The organism is Hymenobacter taeanensis (genome assembly GCF_013137895.1).
Classification (GTDB): domain Bacteria; phylum Bacteroidota; class Bacteroidia; order Cytophagales; family Hymenobacteraceae; genus Hymenobacter; species Hymenobacter taeanensis.
Map to the genome: position 1 here is coordinate 2887799 of NZ_CP053538.1, position 17791 is coordinate 2905589.

18 protein-coding genes are annotated in these 17791 nt (G+C 55.4%); 5 read left to right on the forward strand and 13 right to left on the reverse strand.

What is annotated here, in order from left to right; translation table 11 throughout:
* Positions 1 to 44 precede the first annotated feature (44 nt).
* Positions 45 to 506, forward strand: a complete 462-nt coding sequence (locus HMJ29_RS12275; protein ID WP_171591770.1) for a hypothetical protein — start codon at positions 45 to 47, stop codon at positions 504 to 506.
* A 104-nt stretch (positions 507 to 610) separates the two neighbouring features.
* Here HMJ29_RS12275 and HMJ29_RS12280 read toward each other — a convergent pair whose 3' ends face one another.
* On the reverse strand, positions 611 to 1360 hold the full coding sequence (locus HMJ29_RS12280) for a peptidylprolyl isomerase (RefSeq protein ID WP_171591771.1): 750 nt from the start codon (positions 1358 to 1360) through the stop codon (positions 611 to 613).
* A gap of 268 nt (positions 1361 to 1628) precedes the next feature.
* Positions 1629 to 2867 carry a zinc dependent phospholipase C family protein gene (locus HMJ29_RS12285; RefSeq protein ID WP_171591772.1) on the reverse strand — a complete coding sequence of 413 codons (1239 nt, stop codon included), beginning with the start codon at positions 2865 to 2867 and terminating at the stop codon, positions 1629 to 1631.
* A 184-nt stretch (positions 2868 to 3051) separates the two neighbouring features.
* Between HMJ29_RS12285 and HMJ29_RS12290 the strand changes: the two genes are divergently transcribed.
* Positions 3052 to 4098, forward strand: a complete 1047-nt coding sequence (locus HMJ29_RS12290) for a hypothetical protein (RefSeq protein WP_171591773.1) — start codon at positions 3052 to 3054, stop codon at positions 4096 to 4098.
* Here the strand turns inward: HMJ29_RS12290 and HMJ29_RS12295 are convergent.
* Entirely contained in the window at positions 4095 to 4598 is a 504-nt protein-coding gene (locus HMJ29_RS12295) for a CinA family protein (RefSeq protein WP_171591774.1), read from the reverse strand. The genes HMJ29_RS12290 and HMJ29_RS12295 overlap by 4 nt on opposite strands.
* Before the next feature lie 196 nt (positions 4599 to 4794).
* Positions 4795 to 6102 (reverse strand): metal-dependent hydrolase family protein, encoded by a 1308-nt coding sequence (locus HMJ29_RS12300; protein WP_410780016.1) that lies wholly within the window; start codon positions 6100 to 6102, stop codon positions 4795 to 4797.
* 63 nt (positions 6103 to 6165) lie between these two features.
* On the opposite strand from HMJ29_RS12300, the gene HMJ29_RS12305 reads away from it, so the two are divergent.
* Positions 6166 to 6510 (forward strand): acyl-CoA-binding protein, encoded by a 345-nt coding sequence (locus HMJ29_RS12305; protein WP_317241699.1) that lies wholly within the window; start codon positions 6166 to 6168, stop codon positions 6508 to 6510.
* Positions 6511 to 6612: 102 nt separating this feature from the next.
* Here HMJ29_RS12305 and HMJ29_RS12310 read toward each other — a convergent pair whose 3' ends face one another.
* A complete protein-coding gene (locus HMJ29_RS12310) occupies positions 6613 to 6891 on the reverse strand; it encodes a CDGSH iron-sulfur domain-containing protein (RefSeq protein ID WP_244679284.1) in 279 nt (92 codons plus the stop codon).
* Positions 6892 to 7050: 159 nt separating this feature from the next.
* A complete protein-coding gene (locus tag HMJ29_RS12315) occupies positions 7051 to 7566 on the reverse strand; it encodes a GNAT family N-acetyltransferase (RefSeq protein ID WP_171591775.1) in 516 nt (171 codons plus the stop codon).
* A gap of 145 nt (positions 7567 to 7711) precedes the next feature.
* On the opposite strand from HMJ29_RS12315, the gene HMJ29_RS12320 reads away from it, so the two are divergent.
* On the forward strand, positions 7712 to 8362 hold the full coding sequence (locus HMJ29_RS12320) for a DUF6565 domain-containing protein (RefSeq protein WP_171591776.1): 651 nt from the start codon (positions 7712 to 7714) through the stop codon (positions 8360 to 8362).
* A gap of 98 nt (positions 8363 to 8460) precedes the next feature.
* Here HMJ29_RS12320 and HMJ29_RS12325 read toward each other — a convergent pair whose 3' ends face one another.
* The gene (locus tag HMJ29_RS12325) at positions 8461 to 8931 is read right to left on the reverse strand and encodes a hypothetical protein (RefSeq protein ID WP_171591777.1); all 471 of its coding nucleotides are present in this window, start codon (positions 8929 to 8931) and stop codon (positions 8461 to 8463) included.
* Between the two features lie 167 nt (positions 8932 to 9098).
* Between HMJ29_RS12325 and HMJ29_RS12330 the strand changes: the two genes are divergently transcribed.
* Entirely contained in the window at positions 9099 to 9722 is a 624-nt protein-coding gene (locus HMJ29_RS12330; protein WP_171591778.1) for a deoxynucleoside kinase, read from the forward strand.
* 277 nt (positions 9723 to 9999) lie between these two features.
* Here HMJ29_RS12330 and HMJ29_RS12335 read toward each other — a convergent pair whose 3' ends face one another.
* From HMJ29_RS12335 to HMJ29_RS12360, 6 genes are all read right to left on the reverse strand, one after another.
* Entirely contained in the window at positions 10000 to 10671 is a 672-nt protein-coding gene (locus HMJ29_RS12335; RefSeq protein ID WP_171591779.1) for a DUF2461 domain-containing protein, read from the reverse strand.
* Between the two features lie 98 nt (positions 10672 to 10769).
* Entirely contained in the window at positions 10770 to 11576 is an 807-nt protein-coding gene (locus tag HMJ29_RS12340; RefSeq protein WP_171591780.1) for a DUF547 domain-containing protein, read from the reverse strand.
* 345 nt (positions 11577 to 11921) lie between these two features.
* The gene (locus HMJ29_RS12345; protein ID WP_171591781.1) at positions 11922 to 12746 is read right to left on the reverse strand and encodes an MOSC domain-containing protein; all 825 of its coding nucleotides are present in this window, start codon (positions 12744 to 12746) and stop codon (positions 11922 to 11924) included.
* A 166-nt stretch (positions 12747 to 12912) separates the two neighbouring features.
* A complete protein-coding gene (locus HMJ29_RS12350; protein ID WP_171591782.1) occupies positions 12913 to 14139 on the reverse strand; it encodes a T9SS type A sorting domain-containing protein in 1227 nt (408 codons plus the stop codon).
* A gap of 819 nt (positions 14140 to 14958) precedes the next feature.
* Positions 14959 to 16599 (reverse strand): S8 family peptidase, encoded by a 1641-nt coding sequence (locus HMJ29_RS12355; protein ID WP_171591783.1) that lies wholly within the window; start codon positions 16597 to 16599, stop codon positions 14959 to 14961.
* A gap of 158 nt (positions 16600 to 16757) precedes the next feature.
* Positions 16758 to 17663 carry a bestrophin family protein gene (locus HMJ29_RS12360; protein WP_171591784.1) on the reverse strand — a complete coding sequence of 302 codons (906 nt, stop codon included), beginning with the start codon at positions 17661 to 17663 and terminating at the stop codon, positions 16758 to 16760.
* Positions 17664 to 17791 lie beyond the last annotated feature (128 nt).

Here is a 17791-nt window from a genome sequence, read left to right on the forward strand (position 1 = left end):
TTTTTGTCTGCTTCGTTACGCCTAGTTCGTTACTAGCTTACCCCATGCAAATTCTATCTCGATTACTACCCATGCTGCTGGCTGGTGTTGCACTCAGCAGCGGCTGCAACTCGGCGCCTTCCTCAGAGCAATCTGCAGCTGCTCCGGCTGCCTCACCAGTGGCAACCCAACCGGCTTCAGCGGCACCCACAGATACTACCAGCATCTCGGCGCAGCTGCAAAACCCGCGCGTAGGCGACGTATATGTGGTGCAGTTTCAGCCGCGCAATACCACTGAGCAGCGGTACTATTTCTACCAAGTGTTTGCCGTGCGCCCCAATGAAGTTGATTTATACCCGGCCCGGCAGGAGGCTAAAGATCCGCAGGCTGATACCAGTGCTCCCCGGTTCTTCGCCAACGAAGCCAGCAACGCAATGACCTATACCCGCGCCGAAGCCCGGGAACTGTTACAGGAGCAACCCGGCGACGTACTGCATAGCCGCCTGGTAGCTGTGCGTCGGCCGTAAAAAGCAAGGGGTTACCCTACGGCAAGGCCCAGCCCGTTAGGAGGGTTATTCCTAGCGAGCCGGGCCTTGCTGTATGTAAGCGAGACTACTAAAAAAGCAGTCTGCTACTTCTGAGGCTCTACTACTTCCATCTTGATGCACACGTCCTTCTTAGGCCAGTTATAGGGGTCGAGAGGCTCATTGGCAATTTTATCGATGACCTCGAGCCCTTCAACTACTTCCCCAAACACGGTGTATTCGCCATCGAGGCCGGGGGTGCCACCACTGGTAGTGTAGGCCTTTATCTGCTCAGGCGTGAGAGGGCGGCTCGAGGAGGCTTTGGCTTCGGCTGCACTCATTTTTTTGCCCTGCACAATGTAAAAGTCGTTGTTGGAGGAGAGCTTGCCGGGGTTCTGTGCGCCATCGTAGCGGGCCATTGCCAGTGCCCCGTACTTATGGAAATGCTCGGGCCTGATTTCCGGCTTGAGGTGGTACTCCTTCATGTCAATAGTGCGGAAGTTGGAGTTACCTCCCTGAATAGCAAAATCCTTCACTACCCGGTGAAACACCGTTTCATCAAATACGCCCTTACGGCTGAGCAGCAAGAAGTTGGCCTTGTGCAGGGGCGTGTCGTCGTAGAGGCGGATGCGCATGTCGCCGAGGCGCGTATGCATAATAACTTCTGAGGCGGGGTACTGCTGCCCGTAAGCCAGGATCAGGCGCTCCGCAACTCCTCCTGAGTCGGTCAGGGCCATAAGATCGGGGCCGGGAAGGGGGGCCGGAGCTGCCGGTTCTGTGGCAGTTTCGGGTTGGGCGCGGTTGCAGGCAGTAGTAAGCGCGGTTCCAAGCAGCAGTGTGGCGAGGAGGTGTTTCATGGCAGAGCGGGCGGAAAGGTGGCCTAGGCCACTAGCAAACGGGCAGAAACGCAATACGTGCAGCTTTCAGCAGAAAACCACGCCCAAAAGTAGGCGTTTGCGCTGAGCAGAGTGGCCTAGGCCACCTTTCCGCCCACTCTGCCTATTGATATAGGCTGGTAATGGCAGACGCCAGCTGCGCAAACGTGTGTACCCGCAATCAAACGGCAACAAGAAAGGCGGCCCTGTTGAAGGCCGCCTTTCTTGTTGTGCTGTACTTAGTGTTGGGCTACCACCCTGAGCCACTAGGAGCTCCCCAGCCGTCATCGGCCTTTTTCTTGGGCGCCGGTGCGGCCTTGGCCTTTTGCTTTTGCGCGGGGGCATTGGGCTCCTTGGTTTTCACTTTCACCTTATTGGTACCGGCAGGCACGGGCGGCGCACCTGGTACAGGCGAGCCCGTGGGGGCAGTAGCCGCCGGGGTAGGCTCATCTGGCACGGGAGCCATATCCTGGGCTGCATTAATGAGGTCGGGGCGGACTTCCTGCTCTACCTTCTGCAGCGACAACAGCATCTGCTGGTTAACCAGCTCATTCTTGTCCCAGATCTTGAGCTCGGCGGCCAGCTTTTCCTTTTCCTCTTTGCTCGGCTTCTTGGTCATCATGGCATCGAGGTTGGGGCTGCCGGCGTCTTTCCAAGCCGTCAGCCACATAGAGGCTACCATAGTAGGTGCTTGCTTCAGACGGTAGGCCACCATGCCACCTACTTTCTCATGGTAAGCATCAGCAAACGCATCGGAGTAGGAGCGGCGGGTTTTGCCATACTTATGCGAGAATACGTACTTCTGCTCCGGCGTAAACTTGCGGTTCAGGTCGTCTTCGTAATCAAACGTGGCCCCCAGAAAGCCGTAGGAACTCTGCACTACCTTCCAGATATCCGTCTGCGGATCCTTCAGATAGGAAGCCGGCTCAGCATCAAGCTTGTACTTGGCAATGTTGCGCTCAGGGAGTTTGCTTTCCCAGAGCGAGTGAATACCCGCCTGGTTGGTAAGCTGCCCGTCGTAGTTTTCGGTGGTGTGCAGGGGCACGAAGGCATCGGAAACGTAGTGGCCTAGGTCAGCCGATAGGCGCACAATGGCCACGGTGTCGCCTTTGCGGAAGGCGTCGGTGAGTTGCTCTTTTAGCTCCATCACCGTCCAGGGCACAGTGCCGTACTTGCGCAGCGTATCAGCGGTGTATTTGGCTACCGCTTTATCATACAGCTTCGGCATCAGGCCGAACGGGTTGTCGCCGTAGTGGTCCATGTCGATGAAGTGCTTGGGGGCTTCGGTGGGGTCGGCTTCGCGGCGCTCATCGGCGGCGGTGCTGCGTTTCACCAGCTCGGCCATGTGCCGGTAGTAAAAGCCGCGCATAGAGGAGGGCAACGCGTACACTGAAATCTGGGCAATGGTGCGGTGCCCAAAGAAGCCCCAGCCCTGCGACAGCAGGGGGCACAGTATGACTAAGAGAAGTGAGAGGATCAGTTTTTTCATAGCAGCACAAACACACCGCAACCCGCGGCGCAACAAAGTTCGGGAATTTGACGATTCAATGAGGCAGCAATTGGAGTTTTTGACGAAGTGATGACCAGAAACTAGTTATGGCGGCTTGCTGCGCGTGTATCTTTTCACTTTTTCCGCGTTAGATACCCGTCTGCCCACCTAATCTGCCTATTCATTGACTGCTATTTCCCGCAAAAAAATCAACTATACCATTGGGCAGCCTCTGCGCCAATACCTGCACCAGTACGACCGTGAAACCCGTTTGCCCGTGACGTACGCCGACCTCACGCGCACCGCCGGCAGCTTTCCGTTGCTTGACCGGCAGGAGCGTGACACGCTCTGGGAAACGGTGTTTTATGAGCCCCAGGCTCTGCGGGAGCTCAGTGAGGGCTTGGCCCAAGTGTATGCTCTGCTGAAAACCGCCGGCGACTTATCATTCACTGACCACCTGCTGGCCGACCGCATCGACTATTGCCGCTTTGGGAACAGCAACCCGTTTCGGGTGCGCATTGTAAACCAGCTCAACGACAACTACGATTATTTTTACGTGAAGCGGGCTGATGCCTCGCGGGTGTATGGCCTGGAGCTGGAGCACTTGCTTTCCCCCAACAGCATGAACTACCTCGTGCACGGCGATACGCTCATTGAGGAGCACATTGCTGGCATCCCCGGCGACGATTTTATCCGTGACCATCTGCAGCGGCCCCATCTCAACCAGGTGCGTATTGCCAAAGAGTTTGTGAAGTTCAATGAGCGCTGCTTTGCGCGCCTGCTAGGTGATATGCGCGCCTATAACTACGTAATTGTTGTGACCCCCGACTTTGAAGATGAGCAGTACCGGGTGCGGGCCATTGACTTTGATCAGCAGAGCTACGAAGGCAAGAAAACCATGTACATGCCGCAGTATTTCAAAGACAACCGCGCAGTAGTAATGCTCTGCAGTAAGCTGCTCAAGCCCGAAACCATTCGGCAGTACCAGGCCGAGGAGCGCACCCTCATGGCCCGGCGGGTGCGCTCAGAGCGCTACCGCCTCAAGGATCTGATGGATTGCCTGCGCCGCGACGAAATATCGCCCCCGGAAAAGGTGGAGCAGCTCAAGCAGGAGTTGAATAAGCACCACGCCACCAAGCGCTTTGCTGACTGCCGATGCATGGGCGACGTGGTGCGCCTGAATCTGCAGATCATGCTGGTAGGGCGGGCCGACCGGCGGGTGCAGGTTTAGGTAGTGGGCGCTATTTGCTCGCGGTCTAGGAGCTCAGCCAACTTACGGTAGATAAACTCGGTGGCCTGCTGCCGGATAGCATCACTGTTGCCACCAAACTGCTCCCGGTATTCGTGGGCGTGGCCCTTAAACAAGACGGTCACGAAAACGGTGCCCACGGGCTTGTCAGGGGTTTCTGACTTGCCGGGGCCGCACAAGCCCGTTACGGCCACGCAGACATCAGCATGGGGGAGCTGGCGGTGCAGGCCCAGGGCCATTTCATTGGTGGTCTGCTGGCTTTCCGCAGAGTAGGTGGTGAGGGTTGCTTTCTTCACGCCAAGCAGCTTTTCCTTGGCATCAGTATGATACGTAACCACGGAGCCCAGGAGTACCTCACTCACGCCTTCGGCAGGGGCCAGCTGGGCAGCGGCTAAACCACACGTACAGCTTTCGGCCAGGGCCAGGGTAAGCTTGTGCTTGATAAAATCTTTGATCAGGACTTCGGGGGTGGTTTTTTTCATAGTCGGGGAGAGAGCAATGCTGTGGATACGGGGGTGCCTACGGGCAAGGTTGCTACTGTTCTGCTGCTGATTGTAGCTGAATGGCAGGCCTAGGGTAGCGCAGTATTGGTCTGGCAGCGCTTGAGTAAAGAAAAAGGCCCCACTACCAAAGGGGAGCGGGGCCTTGTTGCGCCGGACTGGCCAGCAGCCGGTTATTTTATTCCTGCCGATACACGGTGCCCTGCTTCATTACAAAGCGTACGTGCTGCATCACTTTAATATCCTGCACGGGGTCGCCTTCTACGGCCACTACGTCAGCCAGCTTGCCTGGCTCCAGAGTACCCAGGTTTTCTGACTGGCCTAGCAGCAGGGCCGCATTGGCGGTAGCCGCCCGCAACGCCTGCACGGCGGGCATACCTGCCTCTACCATGTACTGAAACTCCAGGGCATTTACGCCATGCCGGAACACCGCCGCGTCGGTCCCGAAGGCAATTTTAACTCCGGCCTTGTACGCCCGCCCAAACGTGCTCTGCAGCTTAGGCCCGATGCTGATGGCCTTGGGCGTCACAAGGGGCGGGTAGTAGTTCGGAATCTTAGCGGAGTCGGCTACGGACTTGCCAGCAGTAATAGTGGGCACGTACCAGGTGCCGTGCTTCACCATGAGCTTCATGGTTTCGTCGTCCATGAGGGTGCCGTGCTCAATGCTGGTTACGCCCGCCCTAATAGCCCGTTTCATGCCCTCGGCCCCGTGCGCGTGGCAGGCTACCTGCAGGCCTAAATCGTGCGCGGTTTCTACAATTGCCCGTATCTCGGCTTCCGTCATTTGGGCGCTGCTGCCATCTTTCGCCACCGAAAGCACCCCGCCGGTAGAGGCAATTTTGATGAGGTCGGCGCCGCGCTTGTACTGCTCCCTCACCGCCTGGCGGCACTCGTCGGGGCCGTTGGCTACGCCATCGGCGGGCCCCGGAATGCCCATCAAATCAAGGCGGTACCCATTGGTGGGGTCCATGTGGCCGCCGGTGCCCGAAATAGCTTTGCCCGCCGTGAAAATACGCGGCCCCACCACCTGGCCTTTGTTGATGGCGTTGCGCAGAGCCAGGTTTACGCCCGTACCGCCCAAATCACGCACCGTAGTAAACCCCGAAAGCAGCGTTGTGCGGGCGTGGTCGAGAGAGCCAAAAGCAATGTCGGCGGGGTTGCGAGTGAGCTCCTGCAGCTGATTGTCTTTGCTGGTTTCGCTCTCCAGGTGCACGTGGCAGTCAATGAGGCCGGGCAGTACAGTCCGGGTTTTCAGGTCTATGACCTTATCAGTAGAGCCCGTGGGAGTAGTGTAGCCCTTGTCAACCGCTATAATCCGGCCCTTCTCCACTACCAACGTCATTTCGGTTTGGGCGCGGTCCTGGCGCATGTCCAGCAGCCGGCCGCAGTGCAGGTAGGTTTTTTGGGCCCAGACCGGCGAGGCAGCGCCAAGCAGGGCACCGGTCATGAGAAAAGCTGCAAACGAGCGGAGTAGGGGTGAGGTCATAGAAAAGAGCAAGACAATGGGTGAGAGTTGGGAGCCGGAAGATACATCGTAAATAAATGCTGCATGCAGCCTAAAATTGCCGGAATCCGTATCTTCCCACCCGGCTCTGCCGTTCCTGCTCTCAACTCATATACTCAGACTAACTACATGGCTACCTCCGCCGAATTTGAAGCCGCTGCCCAGCGCGCCCAACAGCTCCCTACCAAGCCCTCTAACACGGTATTGTTGCAGCTTTACGCCTTATACAAGCAGGCCAGCGAAGGCGACGTATCCGGCGACCGGCCCGGTGGGTTTGATTTCAAAGCCATTGCCAAGTACGATGCCTGGGCTTCCCTAAAAGGTAAGTCTCAGGACGATGCCCGCCAGGAGTACGTAGGCCTGGTTGACTCTCTGTTTCAGGGCGCCTAACGCCACAATATAGGTAGCGCGCGGGTAGCTCAAGCTGCCCGTAAAAGTACAACAGCCCGCTTCCGGTTGCCGGAAGCGGGCTGTTGTGCTTTTACCACTGGCCTAGCCGAGCGGCTGTCCGCCGGCGTCGGGAGCGGTAGGAGGAGCAACGGGCTTAGGCGCTGCGGGAGCCGGCAGGTCAAACGCCTTGGCATCGTGTTCAAAATGCCCTTTATGGGAGCCGTCACAGAAAGGCTTGTTGGAGGAAAGGCCGCAGCGGCAAATGCTGATACGCTCGCGGCCGCCGAGGCCGTAAGCCTGGCCTTGCGCATCTACGAGTTCGAAATCGGTGCCCTCTACGCGGAGGGAGCCATTGCTAAGGACGGTGATTTTAGTGGCCATATGGTGAAGTTGTGAGGAGTGAAATTATGAGGGGGGATGAGGTAGCAGGAGCAAAGATAGAGGCCGGCTCTGGCGCCGCTGTGGGTTGTACTCACTTTGCGTAAGCCAATTGAGTGGCAACGGCACCATTCTACCGGCTCTCTGCGGCACTACCTGCGCTTAGCGCAGCTCTTTGCGCATTACGTAGTCGTTCATCCAGTAGGGGCCAATCGGAATATCTTCCTCGTGGTGGCGCTGGAACCCCTGGCGTTCATAAAAGGCCAGGGCGGGGTTGTGGCGGTTAACGTTCAGTTCCAGCACTAGGCCGCCTGCTTGCCGCACGGCTTCTTCAACGGCCCTGATCAGCAGCTGCCCAAAGCCCCGGCCCTGGTGCGAGGGCAGAATGTAAATTTTGTTGAGGTGATATGTCCCGGCTTCAGCCTTGGCGGAGTAAGAGGCGAAGCCGCCCGGCTGGCCATCCTCCAGCAGCAGCAGAAACTGGTGACCCTGCTCCGTCATCTGCCGCTCCAGGGAGGCGGGCGTGTAGATAACGCGGTACATATAGTCTATCTGCTCCTTAGATATGATAAACCGGTACGTGGGCTCCCAGGTGGCTTCGGCCAGCTCAATTATAGTAGGAATATCGGCCAGAGTAGCCGGATGAATGATAACGGAAGCGGTGGCAGAAACTGACATAGCGAGCAAAAAACGGCATTATTTCGCGCAAAACCGAACCCAAACGAAAGGTTGGCTCGTTTTTGGGACAGAAATGCCAGCTACAGTATACGGGGCAGTTTACCTCAACCGTTATTTCCCGTTCGCTCACGCATTCTCCCGTCTTATGAAAAAACTTCCGCTAGTCTTAGCTACCAGTCTGCTTTCCCTTACGGCAGCAGTAGCGCAAAATTCGCCTTCTGCTTCCCGCCCCAAGGTGAGCACTACCACGGCCGTGCAACGCGACTTAGACGTGTTCAGCGACTGGGTAAACGATAAAATAGACCGTGCCGCCGCGGATATCCGCCGCGAAAAGCCCCGGCTCAATGCTGAGTTTGAGCGCCAGAGCAAGCGTATTGACCGGGCCGTAGACAGCCTCACTGTGGAAGGCAAGCGGGAGTACGAAACCCAAAAAGTGCGCTATAAAAACTGGTCGACCAAGCAGGATAGCCTCGACCGGGTGGCCCGTAGGCCCGAAACGTCGGCTCAGGCGCAACGCCGCTTGTTGGGCGAGGAGGTCGTAATCAGCCGGGCGCGGGCCACGGAGCTACCTGACCTGTACTTCCGGCTGGTAGAAACCATGCGCGACAAAAGAAAGAACTGGACTTCTGCTGACTGGAGTGCCGCCAGTGCCGTGCTCAGCAACCTGAATGCCCGCTATGAGCAGGTGCGCACCGACTTGCCCATTGAAGAGCGCTTGCGCATTCGTACTCTGCAGGGCGAGTTCCGGACGTTGGAGAAAGCCCGCAATGTGAAGGACGCCATCAACGAACAGTAACAAGAGCGTCACTTAGTTGTGGTTCTAGGCCAAATCGGCGGCTGCTCTCAGAGGGTAGCCGCCGATTCTATTTTCCGACCGGCGCTAGGCCACTCTCGCTAGGCCTGAGCGGCAAACCCCCTACCGGGATTGGGGTTAAAATGCGCGTAGTCACACAGCCACTTGTAAGCGGAGGGAACATCAAAAAATAGTTTTATGGGGAGGTAAGACGCCACCCGCTCCGAGAATTTCCTGCTGGCATAATGGCTGCTGGCATCGGGGCTGAACACGTAGGCCACTGCGCGCAAACCATTGGACAAAGCCTGCGGCAGCCAGTCAAATTCCAGCCATTCCATGCACTCAGCCCAGTCGCCGGTGGCATTGGTTTTATCATTAAGCAGCAGGCTTACACTCATTCGGTGCTGGGCTTCTAGAAACTGCTGGGCCACAAACACTACCTCACGGCTGGTAATATTGCCGAACCATTGAACCTGTAGTAATTCTTGGGCGGCCGCGTAATATAGTTCTGCTAAGCGCGTGCCATGCTCATCAAACAGGGAGCCTATATGGTATTGTTGATAGCGATACATAGCACTGAGTTGGTTGTGGTAGGATAGGTAGGCGCGGGGCAGAACTCTAATATATAGTTTATTAGTAGAAATCTGCTATTAGAATAGGGGTGCGGGTTCAGGTTGGTTCCGTTACTTTTGTAGCCTAACGCAACTCCTTATTTCTCGCATTCTCCCCCGCTTCGCTCATGCACATTGCAATCGTCGGCAACATCGGGGCCGGCAAAACTACGCTGGCCAATAAACTGGCGCACCATTTCAACTGGGAGGTATTTCTGGAAGATGTAGACCACAATCCTTACCTGAAGGATTTCTACGACGATATGCCCCGCTGGGCGTTTCACCTGCAGGTGTACTTCCTCAACAGCCGTTTCCGCCAAACCCAGCACATCAAAAAGCTGCAAAGCGCCAGCAAAGGAGTAATTCAGGACCGCACCATCTACGAAGACGCCCACATCTTCGCGGCCAACCTGCACCAGTCTACCCTAATGTCGGAGCGGGATTATCAGAACTATCTAGGCCTGTTTGAGTCGATGATTAGCATGGTAGATCCGCCGGATCTGCTACTCTACCTGCGCGCCGACCTGCCCAAGCTAGTGCAGCAGATTGAGCGCCGCAACCGCGACTACGAGAATAATATCAAGATTGAGTACCTCAAGAACCTCAATGAGCACTATGAGCACTGGATCAGCAACTACAAGCACGGCCGGCTGCTCATTGTAGACGTCAACAACCTCGACTACGTGCACAACCCCGAGGACTTAAGCGTCATCATCGATAAAATCAACAGCACTCTCTTCGGGCTCTTTTAACGGTGAAGTGGTGAGGTGGTGATTAAGCGAGTTGATGACTGGGTAAAGTGTCATTGCAAGGAGGCGCGACGAAGCGCCTATCGAACAGCGCAGCTACTTCTTTCTTGACTCTCTATTATCTCTGATTCATTCAAAAGCCCTTACCTCCTGCGTGGAGGTAAGGGCTTTTCAAGTTTCTGGGCTTATCACTGCGGAAAGAAGGAGTAACTACGCTGTCCGGCGGGCGCCTCCTTGCAATGACAGAGCCGCTAGGCCACTTCATCTACACATTTCTCCGCTACTCCACTTGCATGGCTTCATTCAGGAAATGCACAAAAGGTTGGGCGGCCTGCCAGGCGGCTAGCACCCGGGCTAGGAAGTCTGGCCGGAGCACTTCTTTATCGGAGAAGGATTGCCACACAAAGAAGCTCTTAAGCCGCAGCCACTCAATATCGGGGTCGGTGCGGTCGTAGCCTTTGGGAGCAGTTTTAAGTGTCTGCGTCATGTCTAGGCCACTTGGGAAATGGTGTAGCAGCTCTGGGTTTTGGCGTAGGGCGTGAAACTCAGCAGGGTTATAATGAATTTCCTGCCTGATGCGGGCAAGTTGCTCAGCTTCAGGCTGCCAGCGGCCGGCGCCCACATACGTCTCGCCGCCAGGCTGCAGCGCCACAAAGTAACCGGCCCACTGGCTGTGGCGCCCACCCCGCTTAATGCCGGCGCCCATATGACGCTTATAGGGCTCATCACTCTGCTGAAACCGGTCATTCTTGTTGATCCGGAACATTACCTCCTGAGGGGTAAGGCCCAGCAAATCGGGCTCCAGCTGCTGAAGCCCCTTTATTAGTTCTGCCACAAAGGCGGTGTAGTCGGCGCGGGCACGGTGGTACTCAGCGCGGTGCACATCCATCCAGGCTTTACTATTGTTGTCGGCCAAATCACGCAGGAAGGATAAAATAAAAGCCCGTTGCATACAGACGAAGTAAGGAGAACGTGAGGGTAAAACCAAAAATGCCCCGCACCGGGTTAGCGGTACGGGGCACAAGAGGATGAGGTTAACAGGAACGGCACTTAGTGCCTGCTCATGGGCTGTGAAGTATTGAGGGTGTTACGGTCGTTGAGGGCCCAGCTGAACGAGAGGTACTCAATGGTGGCCGTTGGCTCAATGGGGGTTTGCGTGTAATGAGTAATAAATGCTCGCACCTCAGAGGGAGAACCAAAATCCTTGGCATATGCATCAAAAAGGCCCGAGAGCTTCAGGTGCGTAGCCGTGAGCAGGTTGAAGTTAGAGTCGTTGAGGTAGCGCCGCGTTTGAGCATCTAGCTGCTGATCAAGCCGGCTGCCGTCGTAGGCCTCCTTTGGCATGGGTGCTGCCGAGGCCGACGCGTACATCAGCCCGAAATGAATGCGTGGATCGGGCGTAGAGCTGCTTAATTTTTCGCGCTCAATCTGGTTGAGCGAGTACGTCTGGCCACCCACGTTTACTACCGGTGCCTCCCACGGCGACTTCGCACCGCTAAGTGCTTTCACCCGGATGTCGTTGATGCTACTTACGGGGTAGTACTGCACCACCAAATAAGCGGCAGAGGCATTGTACACATTAAGCCAGAAGGCTTTGGTCTCCTGAGGCGTCCAGGCGGCGCTAGGGGTTACCTTGCGCAGGCTCATCAAGTAGTCTAGCAGCTCCGCCTCATCTTCCTGCAAACCCTGGTAGTCCAGCCGGCCCTCGTAGGTTACATGGCGATTCAGTAGGTCGCTCCAGGGTTCATGCAAGCGCTGAAGCGAGGTTTGGCTATCGGCGTGTACAAATGTGGGCGCCAGTGCTAGCAGCCAGATCAGCCAAGCATAGCGTGACAAGAAAGTAAGGGCAACAGGCATGATAGAAGAGAGCAGGTAAAATACGAATGCGGCAGCTCTTATCGGTAGGGCAGAAACCTTTCAGGGAGTGTAAAGGCACTCCGGAATGCACCAGCGCGCGGAAACATATTCCCTTGCTACATCAGATAAGATTAGCTCTCAAAAATACATTAAATATTGTGTATAAACCGAATACAATATAATAATTTAAGTGATATAAGAGGTTTGGTTCAACTGTTAATACAGGCAAATATTTGACAGTGAGTACTATAGGGTAAAATGGTATTGGTATAAGGCAAAAATATTAATGGCTTTAGAACGAAAATATGTTATACAATGTGGTAACACGGCTGTAATAATGCTGTGCTACAAAGCCTTGTAGCTCTTGACCGTGAGCGTATCACCTACGTGAAGGATACCTGTTGCGGGGCCAGTTACATTTTGGCCAAATATGGCTTTACCTTCTTCAATGCGGTAGCTGGCTAGCGTCCGGAGGGGCTCAGTGTGGGGGTGCCTTTGGCCTGTGTGCTGGTTAATAGTCGTAAGCACGCAGCGGGCGCAGGCCCTTACCGCCCGAAAGGTTACTTCCCCAATCTGAAACTCATACCACGTATCTTCGGTGAAGGCCTCTCCGCCGCTGAACACCAAATTGGGCCGGAAGCGGTCTAAACCCACTGGCTCGGCGAGGTGGCTATTCAGCTCAGCCAACGAGTTCTGCCCAACCAGCAAGTAGGGGTACCCATCGGCAAAGCTTACGAGCTGATTGTTGGGGTTAAACTCGGGCTCCACTGTGCGGCACACCATATCCGACATATACACCAGTTTGCAAGTCTGGCCTAGCGCAGCTGTGAGCCACTCATCACACTCAGGGCGGGCCCGCCAGGCAAATACCATGTCATCCCAGATAGTAACAAACAGAGTCTTGTCGGGGGTAGCCTCAAAGGGTACGAACAAGGGTAACATCTCGGGGCGGCCGGAGTGGCGGAGCAGAAACCCATTATAGGCCGGCTCTACTTTGAGAAAGGCCATGCCGGGTGTCTGGCGCTGGGTCATGAATTGGTTACGCTCATTCACAATCAGCCAGCGCCGGTCATGGCGCAAACCCCGGCTATCAAGTTGCGCTTCAGTGAGACGAATACCGCCTAAAGATTTTACGGGGTAGATATAGAGATCGGAGAGTTGCAAAGTCATGCCTCAAAGGTAGACGACGAATAGGTGAAGTTGATGAGATAAGTCCACCACCTCTGCATCATTAGTCAATTGCTGAGAGCGTGTTAAGCTGGTTCTCCCAAAAACTAAAAACCTCCCAGCGCCGCAAAATGCAGGGCTGGGAGGTAGTAAAGAGCAACTTAGAAAGCTACTCTTTGATGAAGCGGCTAGATTTAGCGGTTTGGCCTTGGCCAGCTACACGCATTGTATACATGCCCGCTGGTAGTACCGTAACTGATACGGTAGGTTGCGCCTCAGTGAGTTCCTGCGTAAGCACGCGTTGGCCCTGCGCATTATAGATTTCAACGGAGTGCCTGCCGCTCGCTAGGCCACTAACCGACAAGGAGCTACTGGCCGGAGAGGGGTAAAGCACGAGCTGTGCCCCTGCCTGGTCGCCCACTTTCACCGTTACCACAGCTGAGTAAGTCACTTTCCCGTCGAGGTCCGTTTGAGCTAAGCGGTAGTACTGCAGGCCGGCAGCAGCGGTACGGTCGAGGTACTCATAAGAAGAAGCGCGCTCAGAAGATCCTTTTCCGTTCACAAAGCCCAGTGCCCGCCATTTGCCGTTCGGAAGCTGATGCTGCACCTCAAAGCCTTTGTTGTTTAGCTCAACAGCCGTAGCCCACCGCAACCGTACAGCATTGGCTTCGGCCTGGCCTGTGAATTGGGTTAGCTCAACCGGCAATGGTTTGCCTTTGGCAGCCAGCGTCCAGATACCCATCAGGTCTACCCCGCTTAGCCGCACCGTATTATTGCCAGCATTCAGGCCGGTTCTGTCGCGGCCTTCCTCACCGAATGTAGTGCCCGAAATAGTAATAGTGGGGGGAAGCTTTGATTTGAAAAAGGAAAGCTGGCCTTCTGGCAAGGAGTTGATTTCTGACTGCGCGTAGTGCAGCGTCATGGTTATATCCAGGGCAGGGCTGATGGCTGAGTTGCTGGGACTCACGAAGAAGAAACGGGAAATGGTGGTATTGCCCGTGCCACCAACATATGTTTCACCAGTTAGCCGCGTCACAACCGTTCGGCCAGGGTAAGTGGTACTTGAGGTTCCGTTTTCTAGTAAAAGTTGCAACCCGGTGTTGGAGAAGGTGTAAGTGCCGTTAGCATTCAGGTTGGTGGCCGTGGCTACTTTCCCTAATATGTAACCGTTGGCATTGCTGTTCGTCTTATCGTTCTCCTCTTCATCCAGAGTCGCGTACTGGTCTAGCGTAACGGTGTAGGAATTGGTCTTCAGAATAGTATTGCGGATGTAAAGCCGACCATTCACGGTGAGGTCACCTGATAGCGGTATAGTTCCGTCTCCGGAATTAACCGCGTAGTTGAAGAAAGTGCCCGCTGGTGTGCTGATGGCATTAGCAGGCGCAGTATAGCTCAAACGCTGAAAAGTAGGCGCGTTTGAGGGTGTAAAAACATTGTAGTAATACGCGTAATTACTCCCGGTCAGGTTAGCATACGGAACTGGGTTGTTAGCAGCCCCCCGTAAATAAGCCATCCACTCAAAGGTGGCCGGCTTACCTGCCGTTGACATACTTGCCCAAGCAACTTTGATCTCCCGTGTAGTTCCTGCGCTTGCCATTTCTCCGCTGACCGGTGAAGGCAGCGCTGAGTTTTGCCACCCTAAGTCCCGGCCTTGCTGTGTTGGAACCTGCACGGAGCTGCTAGCGGCAGTATTTCCAATGACGACGGCAGCGTCGGCCGCAAAGGGTAAAGTTACGCTGCTCCCTTCCACTCCGGTATTAAGGCCAGGAGCCGTAGTAAAATTAAAATATAGAACGGCGGGGGTACTGAGGTCTGCTCCCTGCACGCCAATGTAGAGGTACGTTTCATCAAAGGTCATATGCCACCGAGTGTCTCCACTCACGGCCCAATTTTGGTCTTTTGACCCATACTCACTATTAAGTGAGGTGGCAGGATCCCCTACGTAGGTAACAACACCGTCAATGGTAGGGTACTGTTGGGCATTGCCGTTAGGTGAAGCAAAGGCAATGAGCGTTACGAGACAAAATAGGACTCGTAAGTGACTGTATGACTGTTCCATAGCTCATGTGTTTGTTATAGTAACAAGATACGTAAAACATGGCGATTCAAATTATTTTTATAAAAAAATCAATTTGTGTACTGCGAGCGTACTTGGCGAAAACAAGTGAGCCGGCCTCCTGAGGTGGAAGCCGGCTCACTAAGCGGTGTAAAAAAACTATTGAGCGGACTGCTGACGGGCCAACTCTACAGCGCGGTATAAGTTCACTACGCCTCCCGTTTCCGATAGCTCCCGGAAGTCAACCAGCTTCTTGGTGCCGGGCTGATGCACCTGCGTATGCACGGGCTCCGCCGACTGCAGTATTATGCGCTTCAACTGCGTGGCAGTAAGTGAAGGAAAGTATGATTTGAGCACCGCTGCTATACCGGCTACCACGGGCGCCGCCATGCTGGTACCGCTTTTGTTGGCATATTTGCTGCCCGGAATAGTAGAGTAAATCTGATTGCCGGGGGCAAAAACGTCTACCGCGTGCCGGCCATAGTTGGAGAAGTTGGCTGTCAGGTCGGCGTTGTTGGTGCGGGAAGAGGCCCCTACGGTCATCATGTTGGGAATGCGCTGACCGTTCTGGAAAACGGGGGCCGGGTACTGCATCTCCTGGTCGAGATTTTTGCTCTCATTGCCGGCTGAGTGCACCAGCAGCACCCCTTTGGAACCGGCGTAGCGGATGGCCTCTTCCACGGCAGCGCGCTGAGGCGAGTAGTACTTGCCAAAGCTCATATTAATGATGCTGGCCCCATTATCCACGGCGTATCGAATAGCGTTGGCCACGTCTTTGTCGCGCTCATCGCCATTGGGCACGGCCCGTACGGCCATCAGGCGCACGTTGGAAGCTAGGCCAAGAATTCCCAAGCCATTGTCGCGGTCGGCGCCGATAATGCCGGCTACGTGGGTGCCGTGGCTGGGCTCGGGGCCGTAAAGGTCGTTGTTGCCGTAGCGGCGTTCTTTCACGTCATTGGAGTGATCTTTTACCACGCCCCGCGGGTCAAACTTCAGGTTCAGGCTATACTCAAGCTGATTTTTAGTGTCGGTCAGGGCTTCTTTTATTTCCTCCAGCACGGCTTCCAGGGAAGGGTAACCTGCCTGCACCAAGTTTTGATAGAGGCCCTGGGTAACGGCCAGCAGCTGAGGGTCGGTGGTGGGAGGGTGGTGCAGAGTAGCCGTATCGAGAGCCGGCACGTTGAGGGCTTGCTTTACCGCTTGGGCGCCTTGTTGGTTCTCGGTGTAGGCCTCTTCAATTTCCTTTAGCCGTTGGGTATTTTCCTTGAGCTTCTCATTGTAGGTTTTGTTCACCTTCACGTAGAGGTCGTAGTCGGCACGCTGGGCGGCCGGTACGGTAGCGCGGGTTTTCCCTTTGAAGCGAGGCTGCAACCGGGCCAGCAGGCGGGTGTCTTCGTAGGTGTCAATATCTACGTTGCGGCCGTCGGGCCCACCCAGGAAGCTCCAGCCATACGCATCATCTATGTAGCCATTCTGATCATCATCAAGGCCATTGCCCGCCACTTCCCTAGCGTTGCGCCAGAGCAGCCGCTTTAAGTCTACGTGAGCCGTATCAATGCCGGCATCAATAATAGCCACCGTGACAGGAACCGAAGCCCGGCCTTGTAAGAGCTCAGCGTATGCGCGCGTGGCACTTACGCCCATTACGCCATCTTGCTGCGGGTCTAGCAGGTACCACTGGGGCGTAGTAGTGGGGGCCGGAGCCGCCGGAGCAGGTGCTGGCGTTTGGGCCAGAGAGAGGGCAGGCAGCAACAGGCCTAGAGCCAGAAGCCGCAACTGAGAAGGGAGGGGAAAGGACATGCAGGAATGGAACGCGGGCGAATCTTATAAAACGGGCTATACGAAGGCGCGAGGAAGTCAGGCTATACCTACAGAAGGTAGTAGCACACTACGCTACAGACGGTACCTAGGCCACCTCCGACGCATGCCTGCCTGATTTTAAAACGAAACTCTTGGGCTTACATGCGGTAATACGTTTCCGCCGCGAGAGGAGCGGGTACATGCGTTTCGCCGAGCAATTGCTTCAGGTTGATTTCAATGTTGCGGGCAATAGTGGTAACGGGGGTATCGGTGGGGCGGTTGGTGAACGGGTCCTGCAGGTAGCGGGCCGTGCGCTCCAGCAGGAAATAGGTGGTGGCAATGCCCAGCAACAGCGGCACCTCCCAGCGGCCAATGGTTTCTACCAGCCCCAACGACAGAGTAATGAGGAAAAGGTAGATGAATAAGTAAATAAGGAGCCGGTAACTGGTAGGGAATACTGTGCCGTTGATGCGCTCAGCGCGGCCCATAGCATCGCAGAGGCGCACCAGCGTGGCATCTAGCTGCACCTGCTGAAAGCTGTTTAGCGCATCCTCCCGGAAAAGCTCCTTGATCTGATGGGCATGGAGGTCTAGCAGAGCCAGGGGCTTATTGGCGTGGTGCTGAATGTAGGTAAGCTCGTGCATAGAAAGAAACTGCTCCAGCAGGTGCATAGGATCTTGGCCCCGCAACGACTGGCCCAGGCTGTAGCACCAGGCTATCTGACGATAGGCCATAACCTGGATGGAAAGGGCCGGCGGCAGCGAGGCGGCATCTGATACAAACGTCCTGATCTGCAGTACCAGGGTGCGCGAGTCGTTGGTGATGGCGCCCCATACCTTGCGGGCTTCCCACCACCGGTCATACGACTGGCTGATTTTAAACGCCAGCAGCAGCGAGATAGACCCACCCAGTACCGTCGGGAGCTGCAGCGGAATCAGGGGGATGTCCTGCGCGAAGAACTGCTTCAGCACCTGAAATAACACCGAGATAAGCAGCACACGAATGATATCGGGCAGTATGTCTCGGAAAATGTAGCGGATGGGAAGCCGGGTATCAAGCAGCATAAGCGGGTGAACAAGGACACGGAAAACAGGTGTACCCGGGTTAACGATGAGAGAGCAGCTAGGGATACTTAGAAGTGATAAAGGAGCCAGCATGCAGCAACAACCAGGGGTATTTTCGGTTTACTAGC

What these genes read in the sequence shown, in the direction of transcription:
- HMJ29_RS12275 (WP_171591770.1), top strand. Translation starts at nt 45, where the DNA reads ATGCAAATTCTATCTCGATTACTACCCATGCTGCTGGCTGGTGTTGCA.
- HMJ29_RS12280 (WP_171591771.1), bottom strand. Translation starts at nt 1,360, where the DNA reads ATGAAACACCTCCTCGCCACACTGCTGCTTGGAACCGCGCTTACTACT.
- HMJ29_RS12285 (WP_171591772.1), bottom strand. Translation starts at nt 2,867, where the DNA reads ATGAAAAAACTGATCCTCTCACTTCTCTTAGTCATACTGTGCCCCCTG.
- HMJ29_RS12295 (WP_171591774.1), bottom strand. Translation starts at nt 4,598, where the DNA reads ATGAAAAAAACCACCCCCGAAGTCCTGATCAAAGATTTTATCAAGCAC.
- HMJ29_RS12300 (WP_410780016.1), bottom strand. Translation starts at nt 6,102, where the DNA reads ATGACCTCACCCCTACTCCGCTCGTTTGCAGCTTTTCTCATGACCGGT.
- HMJ29_RS12305 (WP_317241699.1), top strand. Translation starts at nt 6,166, where the DNA reads ATGCAGCCTAAAATTGCCGGAATCCGTATCTTCCCACCCGGCTCTGCC.
- HMJ29_RS12310 (WP_244679284.1), bottom strand. Translation starts at nt 6,891, where the DNA reads ATGGCCACTAAAATCACCGTCCTTAGCAATGGCTCCCTCCGCGTAGAG.
- HMJ29_RS12315 (WP_171591775.1), bottom strand. Translation starts at nt 7,566, where the DNA reads ATGTCAGTTTCTGCCACCGCTTCCGTTATCATTCATCCGGCTACTCTG.
- HMJ29_RS12320 (WP_171591776.1), top strand. Translation starts at nt 7,712, where the DNA reads ATGAAAAAACTTCCGCTAGTCTTAGCTACCAGTCTGCTTTCCCTTACG.
- HMJ29_RS12325 (WP_171591777.1), bottom strand. Translation starts at nt 8,931, where the DNA reads ATGTATCGCTATCAACAATACCATATAGGCTCCCTGTTTGATGAGCAT.
- HMJ29_RS12330 (WP_171591778.1), top strand. Translation starts at nt 9,099, where the DNA reads ATGCACATTGCAATCGTCGGCAACATCGGGGCCGGCAAAACTACGCTG.
- HMJ29_RS12335 (WP_171591779.1), bottom strand. Translation starts at nt 10,671, where the DNA reads ATGCAACGGGCTTTTATTTTATCCTTCCTGCGTGATTTGGCCGACAAC.
- HMJ29_RS12340 (WP_171591780.1), bottom strand. Translation starts at nt 11,576, where the DNA reads ATGCCTGTTGCCCTTACTTTCTTGTCACGCTATGCTTGGCTGATCTGG.
- HMJ29_RS12345 (WP_171591781.1), bottom strand. Translation starts at nt 12,746, where the DNA reads ATGACTTTGCAACTCTCCGATCTCTATATCTACCCCGTAAAATCTTTA.
- HMJ29_RS12355 (WP_171591783.1), bottom strand. Translation starts at nt 16,599, where the DNA reads ATGTCCTTTCCCCTCCCTTCTCAGTTGCGGCTTCTGGCTCTAGGCCTG.
- HMJ29_RS12360 (WP_171591784.1), bottom strand. Translation starts at nt 17,663, where the DNA reads ATGCTGCTTGATACCCGGCTTCCCATCCGCTACATTTTCCGAGACATA.